This window comes from Nitrosomonadales bacterium (assembly GCA_016716325.1).
Lineage (GTDB): Bacteria > Pseudomonadota > Gammaproteobacteria > Burkholderiales > Gallionellaceae > Gallionella.
In genome coordinates this window covers 1597740-1611944 of sequence record JADJWO010000001.1, presented here as the reverse complement: position 1 = coordinate 1611944, position 14205 = coordinate 1597740, and the positions used below count along the sequence as shown (strand labels likewise).

Annotated in this window: 17 protein-coding genes; 7 read left to right on the top strand and 10 right to left on the bottom strand. The window is 58.2% G+C overall.

From position 1 onward, the window contains the following. Window positions 1-62: 62 nt before the first annotated feature. From IPM27_07685 to mpl, 4 genes are all read left to right on the top strand, one after another. A complete protein-coding gene (locus IPM27_07685) occupies window positions 63-506 on the top strand; it encodes a hypothetical protein (protein MBK9161434.1) in 444 nt (147 codons plus the stop codon). Beyond that, entirely contained in the window at window positions 503-673 is a 171-nt protein-coding gene (locus tag IPM27_07680; protein MBK9161433.1) for a hypothetical protein, read from the top strand. The genes IPM27_07685 and IPM27_07680 overlap by 4 nt, the downstream gene beginning before the upstream one ends. Next, the gene (locus tag IPM27_07675; protein MBK9161432.1) at window positions 670-1023 is read left to right on the top strand and encodes a DMT family protein; all 354 of its coding nucleotides are present in this window, start codon (window positions 670-672) and stop codon (window positions 1021-1023) included. Before IPM27_07680 ends, IPM27_07675 begins: the two co-directional genes overlap by 4 nt. Before the next feature lie 82 nt (window positions 1024-1105). Next, complete coding sequence (mpl, locus tag IPM27_07670) at window positions 1106-2473, top strand: UDP-N-acetylmuramate:L-alanyl-gamma-D-glutamyl-meso-diaminopimelate ligase (GenBank protein MBK9161431.1); 1368 nt, start codon at window positions 1106-1108, stop codon at window positions 2471-2473. 1 nt (window position 2474) lies between these two features. On the opposite strand, the gene ntrC is transcribed toward mpl, so the two are convergent. The 5 genes from ntrC to IPM27_07645 all read right to left on the bottom strand — a co-directional run bounded on the left by ntrC (window position 2475) and on the right by IPM27_07645 (window position 8365). Next, window positions 2475-3884 carry a nitrogen regulation protein NR(I) gene (ntrC, locus tag IPM27_07665; protein ID MBK9161430.1) on the bottom strand — a complete coding sequence of 470 codons (1410 nt, stop codon included), beginning with the start codon at window positions 3882-3884 and terminating at the stop codon, window positions 2475-2477. A 1-nt stretch (window position 3885) separates the two neighbouring features. Then, entirely contained in the window at window positions 3886-4926 is a 1041-nt protein-coding gene (locus IPM27_07660; protein ID MBK9161429.1) for a PAS domain-containing protein, read from the bottom strand. A 38-nt stretch (window positions 4927-4964) separates the two neighbouring features. After that, a complete protein-coding gene (locus IPM27_07655) occupies window positions 4965-5438 on the bottom strand; it encodes a DUF4124 domain-containing protein (GenBank protein ID MBK9161428.1) in 474 nt (157 codons plus the stop codon). A gap of 134 nt (window positions 5439-5572) precedes the next feature. After that, window positions 5573-6988 carry a glutamate--ammonia ligase gene (gene glnA / locus IPM27_07650; protein MBK9161427.1) on the bottom strand — a complete coding sequence of 472 codons (1416 nt, stop codon included), beginning with the start codon at window positions 6986-6988 and terminating at the stop codon, window positions 5573-5575. 186 nt (window positions 6989-7174) lie between these two features. Continuing rightward, on the bottom strand, window positions 7175-8365 hold the full coding sequence (locus tag IPM27_07645) for a cation transporter (protein MBK9161426.1): 1191 nt from the start codon (window positions 8363-8365) through the stop codon (window positions 7175-7177). Window positions 8366-8519: 154 nt separating this feature from the next. Between IPM27_07645 and IPM27_07640 the strand changes: the two genes are divergently transcribed. Next, entirely contained in the window at window positions 8520-8972 is a 453-nt protein-coding gene (locus tag IPM27_07640; protein MBK9161425.1) for a rhodanese-like domain-containing protein, read from the top strand. Here IPM27_07640 and xth read toward each other — a convergent pair. Continuing rightward, window positions 8969-9736 carry an exodeoxyribonuclease III gene (gene xth, locus IPM27_07635; protein ID MBK9161424.1) on the bottom strand — a complete coding sequence of 256 codons (768 nt, stop codon included), beginning with the start codon at window positions 9734-9736 and terminating at the stop codon, window positions 8969-8971. The genes IPM27_07640 and xth overlap by 4 nt on opposite strands. Before the next feature lie 69 nt (window positions 9737-9805). On the opposite strand from xth, the gene pyrE reads away from it, so the two are divergent. Together pyrE and IPM27_07625 are read left to right on the top strand one after the other, a co-directional pair. Further along, complete coding sequence (gene pyrE, locus IPM27_07630) at window positions 9806-10453, top strand: orotate phosphoribosyltransferase (GenBank protein MBK9161423.1); 648 nt, start codon at window positions 9806-9808, stop codon at window positions 10451-10453. After that, on the top strand, window positions 10446-11051 hold the full coding sequence (locus IPM27_07625) for a DUF4124 domain-containing protein (protein ID MBK9161422.1): 606 nt from the start codon (window positions 10446-10448) through the stop codon (window positions 11049-11051). Before pyrE ends, IPM27_07625 begins: the two co-directional genes overlap by 8 nt. Here the strand turns inward: IPM27_07625 and IPM27_07620 are convergent, their stop codons facing one another. The 4 genes from IPM27_07620 to IPM27_07605 form a co-directional block, all read right to left on the bottom strand. Beyond that, window positions 11052-11687, bottom strand: a complete 636-nt coding sequence (locus tag IPM27_07620) for a carbonic anhydrase (GenBank protein ID MBK9161421.1) — start codon at window positions 11685-11687, stop codon at window positions 11052-11054. It abuts the gene before it with no gap. Continuing rightward, the gene (locus IPM27_07615; GenBank protein ID MBK9161420.1) at window positions 11684-12568 is read right to left on the bottom strand and encodes a phosphoribosylaminoimidazolesuccinocarboxamide synthase; all 885 of its coding nucleotides are present in this window, start codon (window positions 12566-12568) and stop codon (window positions 11684-11686) included. The genes IPM27_07620 and IPM27_07615 overlap by 4 nt, the downstream gene beginning before the upstream one ends. A gap of 12 nt (window positions 12569-12580) precedes the next feature. Beyond that, on the bottom strand, window positions 12581-13072 hold the full coding sequence (gene purE / locus IPM27_07610) for a 5-(carboxyamino)imidazole ribonucleotide mutase (GenBank protein ID MBK9161419.1): 492 nt from the start codon (window positions 13070-13072) through the stop codon (window positions 12581-12583). Between the two features lie 61 nt (window positions 13073-13133). Next, on the bottom strand, window positions 13134-14135 hold the full coding sequence (locus IPM27_07605) for a class 1 fructose-bisphosphatase (GenBank protein ID MBK9161418.1): 1002 nt from the start codon (window positions 14133-14135) through the stop codon (window positions 13134-13136). Window positions 14136-14205: the final 70 nt, after the last annotated feature.

The following is a 14205-nucleotide window of genomic DNA, read 5'->3' as shown; positions in this document are numbered from 1 at the left end:
CTCGCTGTTAGACTTCCCTCATGTTCTATCTCGAACTTTTCTCCGCGCTGGATCGCCACAAAGTGGACTACCTGCTGATAGGCGGGTTGGCAGTCTCATTGCATGGCGTGGAGCGTTCCACGATGGATGTGGATATCACGGTGGCGATGAATCCTGCCAACCTTGCGGCGCTGATCGATACAGCAAGAGAATTGAAGCTGACGCCGGTGCTTCCGGTGCCGCTGGAGTCGTTGGGAAATATCGAGTTGCTGCGTGATTGGCATGCGCAGCGTCACCTTGAGGCTTTTGCGCTACGCACCCCGGAATTGGCCGGGGTGACGATTGATGTGCTGCTGTTTCCTCCGGTCGATTTCGCCGTGATGATAGGGCGCGCGGTCGAGTTTGAGATTGCTGGAACGGCAATCAGGGTGGTTTCAATCGACGATTTGATCGCGCTGAAAAGTGCCGTAGGCCGCCCCGTCGATCTTTCTGATGTGGCGCATCTTCAAAGGATCAAATCGGCATGAAGCAGCCTTTCGATCCTGGCGACCGCACTTACTACGTGAGCGATGAACGGCTGCGCGCGTTCAAGGCGCTCACGCCGGAGCAGCGTTTGCGCTGGGTGGAGGAATTGGCTGGCTTCTTGCGATTGGCCAAGGTCAGCAAGAAGCGGCCTGTCACCAAACGCACATGAATCTGATCTCCAATCCGTTGCTGGTCACGGCGCTGATGCTGGCCGTGTCCAATCTGTTCATGACCTTCGCGTGGTACGGCCACCTGAAGAACCTCTCATCGTCTCCCTGGTATGTGGCGGCGCTGATCAGTTGGGGCATCGCGCTGTTCGAGTATCTGGTTCAGGTGCCGGCGAACCGCATCGGCTACACGCAGTTGAGCCTGGGCCAGCTGAAGATCATGCAGGAGGTCATCACGCTGACGATCTTCGTGCCGTTCGCGGTGATGTACATGAACCAGCCGCTGAAGCTGGATTTTCTTTGGGCGGGGCTGTGCCTGATGGGCGCGGTGTATTTTATTTTCAGGACGTAAAACCTTCCCTCTCCCGCCCTGTCGGGCACCCTCTCCCGCTTGCGGGAGAGGGGAAGGGGAGAGGGTGAAGCTGGAATGAACAATGAGCAAACAAAAACATATCCACATCCTCGGCATCTGCGGCACTTTCATGGGCGGCATCGCGGCGATCGCCAAGCAGTCCGGGTTTCGCGTCACCGGTTGCGACGCCAACGTCTATCCGCCGATGAGCACGCAGCTCGAAGCCCAGGGCATCGAGCTCATCGAAGGCTGGGGCGCGGAACAGCTCGAGCTGAATCCAGATGTTTTTGTGATCGGCAATGTGGTGTCGCGCGGCAATCCGCTGATGGAAGAGATACTCAACCGCAACCTGCCCTATGTATCAGGCCCGCAATGGCTGGCCGATACATTATTGCGCGGCAAGTGGGTGCTGGGCGTAGCGGGCACTCACGGCAAGACCACGACCGCTTCGATGCTGGCCTGGATAGTGGAACATGCGGGGCTGAATCCCGGCTTCCTGATCGGCGGTGTGCCGCAGAACTTCGGCATCTCGGCGCGCATCACCGAGTCGCCGTTCTTCGTGATCGAGGCGGACGAATATGACACCGCGTTCTTCGACAAGCGCTCCAAGTTCGTGCACTACCGTCCGCGCACGGCGGTACTGAACAATCTGGAGTTCGATCATGCCGACATCTTCCCCGATCTTGCCGCCATCGAGACTCAGTTCCACCATCTGGTGCGCACCGTGCCGGGGAACGGGCTGGTGGTATGCAACGGGCGAGAGGAATCCTTGCAACGCGTAATCAAACGCGGTTGCTGGACGCCGGTGGAGCTCTTTGGCGTGCCTCACCCGGCTGCGGAAAATATGGCGGATGAGAAAGGCTGGCGCCTTGACGGAGACGACACGGTCTATTTCGACGGCAAGGTGCAGGGTTCGCTGCAATGGGAGCTGATGGGCGAGCACAATCGCATGAACGCGCTGGCCGCGCTGGCTGCCGCGCGCCACGCCGGCGTGCCGGTCGCACAGGGGCTGGCGGCGCTGGCCGGGTTCAGGAACGTGAAGCGCCGCATGGAGGTGCGCGGAACGGTCAACGGCATCACCGTGTACGACGATTTCGCACACCACCCGACCGCCATCGCCACCACGGTCGCCGGACTGCGCCGCAAGGTCGGGCCGGCACGCATCCTCGCGGTACTCGAGCCCCGTTCCAACACGATGAAGCTGGGCGTGATGAAGGATGCGCTGCCCGGCAGCCTGCAGGACGCCGACCTGACGTTCTGTTATGCCGGGAACCTGGATTGGGATGCGCGCGGCGCGCTCGCGACGCTGGGCGACAAGGCTGTGGTGAAGGATGACATCGGCGCGCTCGTCGAGATCATCGCGGCAACCGCGCGATCGGGCGACCACATCCTGGTGATGAGCAACGGCGGCTTCGAGGGCATACACGAAAGACTGCTGGAACGACTCTGAGTCATTCGTCCTGATTGTCCAGCCCCAGCTCCTGTATCTTGCGCGTCAGGGTGTTGCGCCCGATGCCGAGCAGGGTTGCGGCCTCGACCCTGCGCCCCCCGGTATGACGCAGCGCCTGCAGGATCAGGGTGCGCTCGAACTGTGCGGCAAGCGTATCCATGATGCGTTCGTCACCTCGTTGCAACACCTGAGCCGCATGCCGCGCCAGCGCCGCACTCCAGTCATCCGCAGCCACCATGTCGGCCGCAGAATCGGCGCGCCATTCCGGCGGCAGATCGGCGATCTCGACGACCTGTGAGGGCGTCATCACGGTGATCCAGTGGCACAGGTTCTCCAGTTGCCGCACGTTGCCGGGAAAGTCCTGCGCGGAAAGAAAGCGCAATGCCTCTTCGCTCAGCCTCTTCTGTTCCACCGCCAGGTCACGCGCGCTCTTTTGCAGGAAATATTTTGCCAGCAACGGAATGTCCTCGCGCCGTTCGCGCAGCGGAGGCAGGCGCAAACGGATCACATTGAGACGATGGAACAGGTCTTCGCGGAATGTGCCCTGCTTGACGCGCTCGTCGAGATTCTGGTGCGTGGCGGTGATGATGCGCACATTGGCCCGGATCGGTTGTTGACCGCCGACGCGGTAATAGCTGCCGTCCGACAGTACGCGCAGCAGGCGCGTCTGCAGATCGGACGGCATGTCGCCGATCTCGTCGAGGAATAGCGTGCCGCCCTCGGCCTGTTCGAAGCGGCCCTGTCGGCTTGCGGCCGCCCCGGTGAACGCGCCGCGTTCGTGGCCGAACAGCTCGGACTCGAGCAGATCCTTGGGAATGGCCGCGGTGTTGATCGCAATGAAAGGTTTGTCGGCCCGCGCGCTGTGATGATGCAGCGCACGGGCTACCAGTTCCTTGCCAGTACCGGATTCGCCGTTGATCAACACCGTGGCATTGGATTGCGACAACCTTCCGATGGCACGAAAGACTTCCTGCATCGCCGGCGCCTGGCCGAGGATCTCGGCAGCCACTTCCACTTCTTCGACACTGCCGGATTTGCGCTTGCTTTGATCGATCGCGCGCCGGATCAGTTCGAGCGCATGGTTGACATCGAACGGCTTGGGCAGGTACTCGAAGGCTCCCCCCTGAAAGGCGGAAACGGCGCTTTCCAGGTCGGAGTAGGCGGTCATGATAATGACGGGGACATGCGGATGCCGCTCGTGCAATATCTGCAGGAAATCCAGGCCGGAGCTGCCCGGCATGCGAATGTCACTCACCACGACTTGCGGGGGGTTGCGGTCCAGTTCCCGCAACGCCTCATCCGCCGAGGCAAAACTCCTGAACTCTATATTCTCGCGCGCCAGCGACTTCTCCAGCACCCAGCGGATGGAACGGTCATCGTCTATGATCCAGACAGCTTTCATGTCAGTCACCTCAAGGTAGCGGGAGCATTACCGTAAAACAGGTACGCCCCGGTTCGCTGTCAAATTCTATCGTGCCGTTATGCTGGCTGACGAAATCCTGCGCAAGTGTCAGCCCCAGCCCATGCCCATCCGCACGGCCCGATACCAGCGGATAGAAGATCTTGTCCTGCAGTTCGGCCGCGATGCCGGGCCCGTCATCAATGACCTGCACCATCACTGCAAGCTTGTAGCGGCGCTTGATCAGGGTTACCTGCCGCGCGATGCGCGTGCGCAGGATGATCAACCCTTTGCCCTGCATCGCCTGGGCTGCATTGCGTACGATGTTGAGCATGACCTGGATCAATTGCTCTTTGTCGCCGACCAGCGCGGGCAGGCTGGTGTCATAGTCGCGGCGGAATTTCAAGCTTTCCGGCATCTCCGCCAACATCACGCTGCGCACCCGCTCCAGCACCTCATGAATGTTGAGCGCGCTGTAATGCGAAACATTCTGTGGCGCCAGCAGGTTCTCCGTCAATGCGCGCAAGCGATCCGCTTCCTGCACGATGACCTGGGTATATTCGCGCAGCGCGGGTTTTTCCAGCTCCTGTTCGAGCAGTTGCGCCGCACCGCGGATGCCACCCAGCGGGTTCTTGATCTCATGCGCCAGATTCCGCAACAGCATCCGGTTGGCCTGTGTCTGGTCGAGCATCTGCTCTTCGCGTGCCAGCTTCAACGGGCGGTCTATCGGATGGAATTCCAGCAGCAGATAACGTTTGGCAAACTGCAGGGGGGTGGCCGCACAGCATAACTGCAGCTTGCCTTGCGTATGCGTACCCAGTGTCAGGTCGTGTTCGATGAAACTGGCGTTGTTGCGCACCGCTTGCTGTATCGCGCTGGCCAGTTGTTCGGTATGGGTGAATACCTGCTGAACCGGATGGGTGAGCAGGTTTTTGACACTCACATCGAACAGATCCTCCGCAGCAGGATTGAGGTAACAGATGCGCGCTTCCTCATCCAGCAGGATTACGGCTGTCTTGAGATGTTCGAGTGTAAGGTAGGGAAAGTCAGGCATATATCCTCAATACAGCAGAAAACATGCCAGAGCGAGCGTTATTTCAGCTTGGACAGTTCGGCGTTGAGCGCTTCGATGTTCTTCTGGTGTATCTCTACCTGATCGCTTAACGCCTTGACCTTTTCTTCGTACTTCGCAACGTTGCGATAGGTCTTTCCATCCTTCCCCCTGTAGACCTCCGGATTGTCTTCGCCTTCCTTCAGGTTCTGCCGTGCTTCTTCGAGCAATTTCGTTTCGGTCGCCAGTTCATCCTCGAGTATCTTGCGCCGGGTGTCGTCGCGATTTCTTTGTGTTTCCCCGTCTACCTTCGGGAAGTCCTCCGGCGAAGCGGCCGTATGTTTCCGGCCCGGCGGCGTCATTGTATTGATCGGTTCCAGAATGATCTTTTTGCCGCCCTTGATCGGCGTGCTGGAATAAGTGACATGTCCATCCGCATCGACCGCCTTGTAGATTTCTGCCTGCACCAATATCGGGCAAGCGCATAGCACGGCAAACAGGTATCGGAGTTTCATGTTCGTCTTTCCTCGAAATGACGCGGCAAGTATAGGACATGCATCTGACACAGACAAACCATTTACAGTTCAAGTCGCAACAAAAAACGGGGCTTGCGCCCCGTTTTCCGATACGTTCCGATTCGGGCCGATGATCAGATGCTGTAATACATATCGAACTCGACCGGGTGCGTGGTCATGCGGATGCGGTTCACTTCGGCCATCTTCAATTCGATGAAAGCGTCGATGAAATCGCTGGAGAACACACCGCCACGGGTCAGGAACTCGCGATCCTTGTCCAGGCAAGCCAATGCTTCGTCCAGACCAACTGCCACGGTCGGGATCTTTGCATCTTCTTCCGGAGGCAGGTCGTACAGGTTCTTGTCTGCCGGATCGCCGGGGTGGATCTTGTTCTGGATACCGTCCAGGCCGGCCATCAGCAACGCGGAGAAGCACAGGTACGGGTTCGCAGTCGGATCCGGGAAGCGGGCCTCCACGCGGCGCGCCTTGTCGCTGGCAACGTGCGGGATGCGGATGGAAGCGGAACGGTTCTTGGCGGAGTAGGCCATCTTCACCGGCGCTTCATAGTGCGGAACCAGACGCTTGTAGCTGTTGGTGCCCGGGTTGCAGATCGCGTTCAGTGCCTTGGCGTGCTTGATGATACCGCCGATGTAGTACAGGGCAGTCTCGGACAGGCCGGCATAACCGTTGCCGGCAAAGGTGTTCTTGCCGTCCTTCCAGATCGACTGGTGCACGTGCATGCCGGAACCGTTGTCGCCAACGATGGGCTTGGGCATGAAGGTCGCAGTCTTGCCGTACTGGTGTGCGACGTTGTGCACGATGTACTTCAAGGCCTGGGTCTGGTCGGCGCGGCGCACCAGCGTGTTGAACTTGGTGCCGATCTCGCATTGGCCGGCAGTCGCCACTTCGTGGTGGTGCACTTCGACTTCGATACCGATGTCTTCCAGCGCCAGACACATCGCGGCGCGGATGTCGTTCAGGCTGTCAACGGGAGGAACCGGGAAGTAACCGCCCTTTACGGTCGGGCGATGGCCGGTATTGCCGCCTTCGAATTTTTCGCCGGTCGCCCAGGCTGCCTCTTCCGAATTTACGCGCAACGTGCAACCGGACATGTCCACCGTCCAGTTCACAGAATCAAAGATGAAAAACTCGGGCTCAGGTCCGAAGAAGGCGGTGTCACCCACGCCGCTCGACTTGAGGTAAGCTTCGGCACGCTTGGCGATCGAGCGCGGATCGCGATCATAGCCTTTGCCATCGGTCGGCTCGATCACGTCGCAGGTGATGACCAGTGTGTTCTCGTCCATGAACGGATCAAGGTAGGCGGTAGACGGGTCCGGCATCAGCAACATGTCGGAAGCCTGGATGCCTTTCCAGCCGGCGATGGACGATCCGTCGAATGCATGACCATCCTCGAACTTGTCCATGCCAACATATTTGGCTGGCACACCTACATGCTGCTCCTTGCCGCGTGTGTCAGTAAAACGCAAATCCACGAACTTGACATCGTGATCCTTGATCATCTTCAAAACATCATTTGCCGACATCGACATAACTCTCTCCCAAACAATTTAGGTTAAACAGCGAATAAACAAAAAAACCGGAAACTTTATATGCAGAAAGCATGCCAGAGTTATCTGGCACGCCATGTCACGACATGGTGGGCATTGTGCCATAAGCCCGCGCCGCCACACACAAATTATTTGCACCAAACACGTGCGCCCTGAATTCCTTTTGCACTAATTCGGTGCATGGTTGCGATGGACGTGGATGGCACGAAACCATTCGTCGTTCTGCGCTATCTCGTCGCAACGCGCCTGAAGCAAATCGGCCTGGTCGGCGTGCTGCTGCGTGGCCGGAAGATAGATCTCAGCGTCTATCTTGCCATCCAGATAATGGAAAATCACGCGATTGTCTTTTATCGAAGTCTCGCCGAGCCTTGATACCAGATGATCCAGCAATACCGAGCGACTGGGCAGGTGCGCATTCGGTTTTACCTTGCGGTCATCCTCGGGATCGATGTGTATCATCACATCCAGCACATGATGGTTGCGCAATACTGCCTGCCGCGCCGCCTCGGCGATGTAATGCCCCTCGGAGACGCTGATCTTGGGATCGACCATTATGTGTGCGTCAACCAGGGCATTGTCAGCCATCTTGCGCGTGCGCAGTTCGTGCAGACCGCAGACGCCGGGCGTTTTGCGCAAGGTTACGCGTATCGCCTCCACCTCTTCTTCATCCAGGCCGGTATCGATCAGTTCTGCCATCGCTTCCAGCGCCAGTTTGCCTCCCATGTGCGCGATCATCACGCCCACCACCGCCGCCGCGAGCAGGTCGAAAAAGGTATAGCCCAGCAGATTGCCCGTCACGCCGACTACGACTACAAGCGACGATGCCGCATCGGACCGTGCGTGCCACGCATTGGCGACCAGCATCTGCGAACGCACCCGCTTGGCCACTGCCAGCATGTATCGGAACATGCCTTCCTTGGCGATCAAAGCGATGACCGCCACGGCAAGCGCCATCGGATTCACGGCCTGCAAGGCAGCCGGTTGTTGCAGGCGCAATGCAGCGGTCACCAGCAGACCGATGCCAAGCACTGCCAGGAACGCCCCCAATATCAGCGTGGCGGCCGTCTCCACGCGAGCATGGCCATAAGGATGATTGGCGTCGGCATGTCGATTGCTGCTGCGATTGGCATAAAGCACCAGCACATCGGAAAGCAGATCCGACAGTGAGTGCAGGCCGTCCGCCATCAAGGCCTGCGAGTGCGACAGGAATCCGCCCACCACCTGGAAGATCGTCAATATCAGGTTGATCACGATACTGACCCACGTGCTTTTCTTTGCGGCGGCAAAGCGCTCCGGATTCACCGGTTCAGAAGTGTCAAAATCATCTTGCAGCCGATGTGTGTGCGTGTGCTTTTCCATGTCGATTGCGCTAGTATTTGTCCGTGATGCGGTATTGATTCTACACCTGCGTGGCCGATTCCACTTCCGCCGACTGGACGATGAAAGCAACCGGCCGGGTAGCATAGCATCCGCATCCGATCCGTTAACTATCGGCGCAACAGAGAGAACTGCCATGGGAAAAATCACTGCCATCCTGCAAACCGCGCAGCTACGTGCCAGAGAAGCCGGGCTGCCCTACGAAGGAGCGCTTCTGCCCGGTGAGGCCTATGAGATATTACATTCCGCTCCGGGTGCCGCATTGGTCGACGTGCGCACCCGCGCCGAGATCGACTGGGTCGGTAAAGTACCCGGCGCGATCGAGATCGAATGGGCGTTCTATCCGGGCATGCAGCGCAACCCCAATTTCATGGTGCAACTGGAGCAACAGGTGGACAGGGAATCGCTGGTGTTATTCCTGTGCCGCTCCGCGCAACGCTCACACATGGCCGCCATTGCGGCGACACAGGCCGGATTCAACGATTGTTACAACATCCTCGAAGGTTTTGAAGGCACCAAGAACACCGAGGGCCGGCGTTGCACGATCAACGGCTGGTGCGTAGCCGGACTGCCTTGGTCGCAAAGCTAGCCCGCATAATCGACAATCAGGGGCGCATGATCTGAAAATCGCTGTGCCTTGTAGATGCTGGCTGCCAGTGCGCGCTGTGCGATACCCGGTGTGGCGATCTGGTAATCGATGCGCCAACCGACATCCTTCGCCCACGCCTGCCCGCGGTTCGACCACCATGTATAGGCTTCGAGTTCGGGGTGTACTTTCCGGAACACGTCGACGAAGCCGACCTTCTCGAACAACTCGGTGAGCCATGCGCGCTCTTCCGGCAGGAAGCCGGAGTTCTTTTTGTTGCCACGCCAGTTCTTGAGGTCCTTCTCGGTATGGGCGATGTTCCAGTCGCCACAGATCACCACCTCGCGTCCACTGGCGCGTAATTCCTGCAACCGGGGCATGAATGCCGCCATGAACCTGAATTTCACGGCCTGCCGCTCTTCTCCGCTGGAACCTGAAGGAAGATACAGCGAGACGACGCTGTATTCGGAAAATTCTGCACACAGATATCGCCCCTCGGCGTCAAACTCGGCAATGCCCAATCCGCTGGTGATCTGGGACGGCCGTACCCGGCTGTAGATGCCAACGCCGCTATAACCTTTTTTTTCGGCGTAATGGAAGTGCCCATGAAACCCGGACGGCGCCATCATTTGGGCCGTCATGTCCGCTTCCTGTGCCTTGAGCTCCTGCAGGCAAACGATATCTGCATCCTGCTGTGCCAGCCATTCATAGAATCCCTTTCCGGCTGCCGAACGAATGCCGTTCAAGTTGATGGTGATGATGCGCATGAAAATTTCCGATGGTTGAACTCACGCCATTATAATGCGACGGTCTTCCACCAGACCTCTGCAATGAACATGTCCAATTTCAGGCAGGATTTCATACGCTTTGCCGTACGCCAGCAAGTACTGCGCTTCGGTGAGTTTCAAACCAAGGCGGGGCGCATGTCGCCGTATTTTTTCAATGCCGGGCTGTTCAACGACGGCAGCGCGTTACGCAACCTTTCACAGTTTTACGCCCAGGCGATCCTTGCCGCCGATTTGCCATTCGACATGCTGTTCGGTCCCGCCTACAAAGGCATCCCCCTGGCCGCCGGCACCGCTATCGCGCTGGACGAACAAGGCCGGAACATCCCTTATTGCTACAACCGCAAGGAGGCCAAAGACCATGGCGAGGGTGGCACTACCGTGGGTGCGAAATTGCAGGGCAGGGTATTGATCATTGACGATGTGATCTCCGCCGGCACCTCGGTGCGCGAATCTATCGAACTGATTCGCGCTGCCGGAGCAGCGCCTTGCGGAGTGGTCATCGCGCTGGATCGCATGGAACGCGGACAGGGCGAATTATCCGCCGTGCAGGAGGTACAACGAAACTATGGCATCCCTGTGGTGTCAATTGCCACACTGGACGATTTGCTCGGTTATTTGCAGGGCGAAGCCGAGATGGTGCAGAATTTGGCTGCCGTCCAATCTTATCGTGATCGTTATGGGGTGAAAAATGACTAAATCCAGACTGCTCATCGCACTTATCGCCGGCCTTACTTTCTGCCTGCCCGCTTCGGCCAAGATGTACAAGTGGGTAGATGACAATGGCGTCACCCATTATGGCGAAACCATTCCGCCGCAATACGCCAACAAGGATCGTGCCGTACTGGAGAAGGGGCGCGTTGTCAAAAAACAGGAAGTGCTCACCGCCGAAGAGCGACGTGCCAAGGAAGAGGCGGACAAACAGGAACGTATTGAAAAAGAAGCCGCCATTGATCGAAAACGCCATGACAAGGCACTGATCAATACCTACAGCAATGTGAATGAAATCGATCTGGCCCGCTCACGCAATCTGCAACAGGTGGACGCGCGCATCAGCAGCATCAACTCGCAAATCAGGATGTCCAGCGATAGTTTGGGGGGCTTGCAGAAAGAAGCCGACGGGCGGAAAAAATCCGGAAAAGCGGTTCCGCCTTCGCTGCTTGACGACATCCAGTCAACGCAGGAACGCCTGGAGAATTTACAGCAGGAACTGGGGAACGCCAATGCCGAAAAGGACACCCTGAACGCGCGCTATGATACCGATAAGGCGCGCTACAAGGAGCTGACCGGCAAATAGCTATAGCGTTTCAAACTGGCGGGTGGTTGCATCATATCCCAGCAACTGCCCGAGTTCGATATCGAAGTACCAGCCGTGCAGTGTCAATGACCCCGCATCAACGGCCTCCCGTATCCATTCGAACGTCATCAGATTTTCCAGCGAGCTCAGGATGGCCTGTTTCTCGCATTCCCTCTCCTGCTCGTGCAATGGGGCATCCGTGAGCATTTGCCGAACTTTTTCCTGCGCCTGCTCTGCCACACGCATCCAGCTATTGATGTATGCCGCTTGCTCGCCGGCCGCACCGCCGCTCATCAACGAACGTATTCCGCCACAGTGTGCATGTCCAAGCACGATGATGTGCTCCACTTTAAGAATGCGCACGCCATATTCCAATGCCGCACTGGTGCCATGCCGCCCCCCGCTGCGCATCTCGGCCGGCGGGACGAGGTTCGCCACATTGCGGATGACAAACAGATCGCCCGGTTCGCAATCGAGCACGAGAGCGGGATCCACACGGGAATCGCAGCATGCAACGACCAGAAACCGCGGGGTTTGCCCTTCCTGGACAAGCTGACGATACAAGGCGTCATCATCCGCAAAGTGTCGTTCGCGGAACCGGTGGAAACCCGCGATCAAATCGGTTGGCTGTGTCATGCGCCAATAAGGCGCTGCTGCGCTTCGCGATATTTCTCAGCAGTCTTTTGCAGGATGTCTGCTGGCGCGGGTGGCGCGGGCGGCTTCTTGTCCCAGCCAGAAGCCTCCAGCCAGTCGCGCACGAACTGCTTGTCGAAACTGGGCGGGTTGCTGCCCACATTGTATTGGTCGGCAGGCCAGAATCGTGAGGAATCCGGCGTTAATGCCTCGTCGATAAGATAGAGCTTGCCCGATGCGTCGGTGCCGAACTCGAACTTGGTGTCGGCGATGATGATGCCCCGCGTCAGCGCGTAATCGGCTGCCTCGGTATACAAGGCAAGCGTGGCTTTCCTGACTTCCTCTGCGCGATCCGGGCCCAGCAGCCTTTTGGCTTCTTCAAACGAGATGTTCTCGTCATGTTCTCCAACTGCCGCCTTGGTGGAAGGCGTGAACAGTGGCTCGGGCAATTTCTGTGCTTCCTGCAGCCCATCCGGCAGGCGGATGCCGCACACCGCGCCGGTCTTCTTGTAATCCTTCCAGCCGGAACCGACCAGATAGCCGCGCACGATAGCCTCGATGGGCAGCGGTTTAAGTTTCTTAGTAACGAAGGAACGCCCGCGCACCTGAGCCTTTTCCGCTTCCGTCTTCACCACCGCTTCCGGATCAATGCCGGAAAGATGGTTGGGAATGACATGTGCCAGTTTCCTGAACCAGAAATTGGATACGGCCGTCAGCACCTCGCCCTTGCCGGGGATGGGTGTAGGCAGGATGGCATCAAAAGCGGACAGGCGATCCGTCTGCACGATCAGCAGATGGTCGGCGTCCACCTCGTACAGGTCGCGCACCTTGCCGCGATGCAGGAATTTCAGGCTGGGCAGGTTGGATTCAAGTAATGCAGACATGGCTCTCCCCGATTACAAAGTGGGCAGGGTAGTTGCAGCGATCTGTTCGGCCTGCTTCCTGCGATAGTCGCCCAGTTTCTGTGCCAGGCTCTTGTCGTTCAGCGCCAGCATGGAGACCGCGAACAGGCCTGCGTTTGCTGCCCCTGCCTCGCCGATTGCAAAGGTTGCGACCGGAATGCCCTTGGGCATCTGCACGATGGAGAGCAGGGAGTCCATACCCTTGAGATATTTGGACGGAATGGGCACGCCCAACACCGGCAGCGTGGTCTTGCCGGCGATCACGCCCGCCAGGTGTGCCGCACCGCCGGCACCGGCGATGAAACACTGCGCCCCTTGTGCGCTTATATCCTTGATGTAATCGAACAACAGATCCGGTGATCGGTGTGCCGAGATGACTCTCGCATCGTATTCGACGCCGAAATCTTTCAGTTGCTGGGCAGCCTGCTGCATGATGTCCCAGTCATTGGCGCTGCCCATGATGATGGATACCAGTGGTTTGCTCATTTCTTTCCCTCGGATTGCGGACGGAAAAACGCCCCCGACATCGCGGGGGCGTCCCCGTGGATTATGCGCTTTTGTGGTAACCGACTACGCGATCGACCTCGTTCTTGGAACCCAGGATGACCGGCACGCGCTGGTGCAGGCCTTCCGGCTTCAGTTCCATGATGCGATCACGGCCCGTGGAACTCACGCCCCCAGCCTGCTCGACGATAAAGGACATCGGGTTGGCTTCGTACATCAGGCGCAGCTTGCCGGCCTTGGCCGGATCCTTGGTGTCGAACGGATACATGAAGATGCCACCACGGGTCAGGATGCGGTGTACTTCCGCAACCATGGATGCGACCCAGCGCATGTTGAAGTTCTTCTCGCGACCGCCGTCCTTGCCTTTCATGCACTCATCCACATAACGCTGTACCGGTGCTTCCCAGTAGCGCTGGTTGGACATGTTGATGGCGAACTCGGCCGTGTCCGCCGGAATCTGCATGTTGGGGTGCGTCAGGAAGAAATCGCCGACATCACGGTCCAGCGTGAAGCCGTTCACGCCGTGGCCGGTGGTCAGCACCATCATGGTGTTGGGGCCGTACAGCGCATAGCCTGCGCACACTTGTTTGGTGCCGGGTTGCATGAAGTCGGCAGCGGTCGGATTGGTCACGCCTTCCGGGCAGCGCAGGATGGAGAAGATGGTGCCGACGGAGATGTTCACGTCGATGTTGGACGAGCCGTCCAGCGGGTCGAAGGTGATCAGGTATTTGCCACGCGGATATTGCTTGGGGATCTCGTAGATGTCGTCCATCTCTTCGGAAGCCATCGCTGCCAGGTGGCCGCCCCACTCGTTGGCCTTGATGAAGACCTCGTTGGTAATGATGTCCAGCTTCTTCTGGGTTTCGCCCTGCACGTTCTCGCTGCCCGCCGAACCCAGCACGCCGATCAGCGCGCCCTTGTTCACATCGTGTGCGATCTGTTTACAGGCGGAGACGATGTCGCTGAGCAGGCCGGTGAAATCACCGCTTGCGTTGGGAATATGACGTTGTTCTTCGATGATGAATTGAATCAGGCTTTTGCTCATGCTTCTTTCTCCTCGTTTAGTTATTCCGAATCCCGAATCGCGATTCTACTTCTTTTCCCGCTGGCTCTCT

Excerpts from the sequence above, each read along its gene's own strand:
- IPM27_07680 (MBK9161433.1), top strand. The coding sequence starts at position 503 with ATGAAGCAGCCTTTCGATCCTGGCGACCGCACTTACTACGTGAGCGAT.
- IPM27_07675 (MBK9161432.1), top strand. The coding sequence starts at position 670 with ATGAATCTGATCTCCAATCCGTTGCTGGTCACGGCGCTGATGCTGGCC.
- mpl (MBK9161431.1), top strand. The coding sequence starts at position 1,106 with ATGAGCAAACAAAAACATATCCACATCCTCGGCATCTGCGGCACTTTC.
- IPM27_07660 (MBK9161429.1), bottom strand. The coding sequence starts at position 4,926 with ATGCCTGACTTTCCCTACCTTACACTCGAACATCTCAAGACAGCCGTA.
- IPM27_07655 (MBK9161428.1), bottom strand. The coding sequence starts at position 5,438 with ATGAAACTCCGATACCTGTTTGCCGTGCTATGCGCTTGCCCGATATTG.
- glnA (MBK9161427.1), bottom strand. The coding sequence starts at position 6,988 with ATGTCGATGTCGGCAAATGATGTTTTGAAGATGATCAAGGATCACGAT.
- IPM27_07645 (MBK9161426.1), bottom strand. The coding sequence starts at position 8,365 with ATGGAAAAGCACACGCACACACATCGGCTGCAAGATGATTTTGACACT.
- IPM27_07640 (MBK9161425.1), top strand. The coding sequence starts at position 8,520 with ATGGGAAAAATCACTGCCATCCTGCAAACCGCGCAGCTACGTGCCAGA.
- xth (MBK9161424.1), bottom strand. The coding sequence starts at position 9,736 with ATGCGCATCATCACCATCAACTTGAACGGCATTCGTTCGGCAGCCGGA.
- pyrE (MBK9161423.1), top strand. The coding sequence starts at position 9,806 with ATGTCCAATTTCAGGCAGGATTTCATACGCTTTGCCGTACGCCAGCAA.
- IPM27_07625 (MBK9161422.1), top strand. The coding sequence starts at position 10,446 with ATGACTAAATCCAGACTGCTCATCGCACTTATCGCCGGCCTTACTTTC.
- IPM27_07620 (MBK9161421.1), bottom strand. The coding sequence starts at position 11,687 with ATGACACAGCCAACCGATTTGATCGCGGGTTTCCACCGGTTCCGCGAA.
- IPM27_07615 (MBK9161420.1), bottom strand. The coding sequence starts at position 12,568 with ATGTCTGCATTACTTGAATCCAACCTGCCCAGCCTGAAATTCCTGCAT.
- purE (MBK9161419.1), bottom strand. The coding sequence starts at position 13,072 with ATGAGCAAACCACTGGTATCCATCATCATGGGCAGCGCCAATGACTGG.
- IPM27_07605 (MBK9161418.1), bottom strand. The coding sequence starts at position 14,135 with ATGAGCAAAAGCCTGATTCAATTCATCATCGAAGAACAACGTCATATT.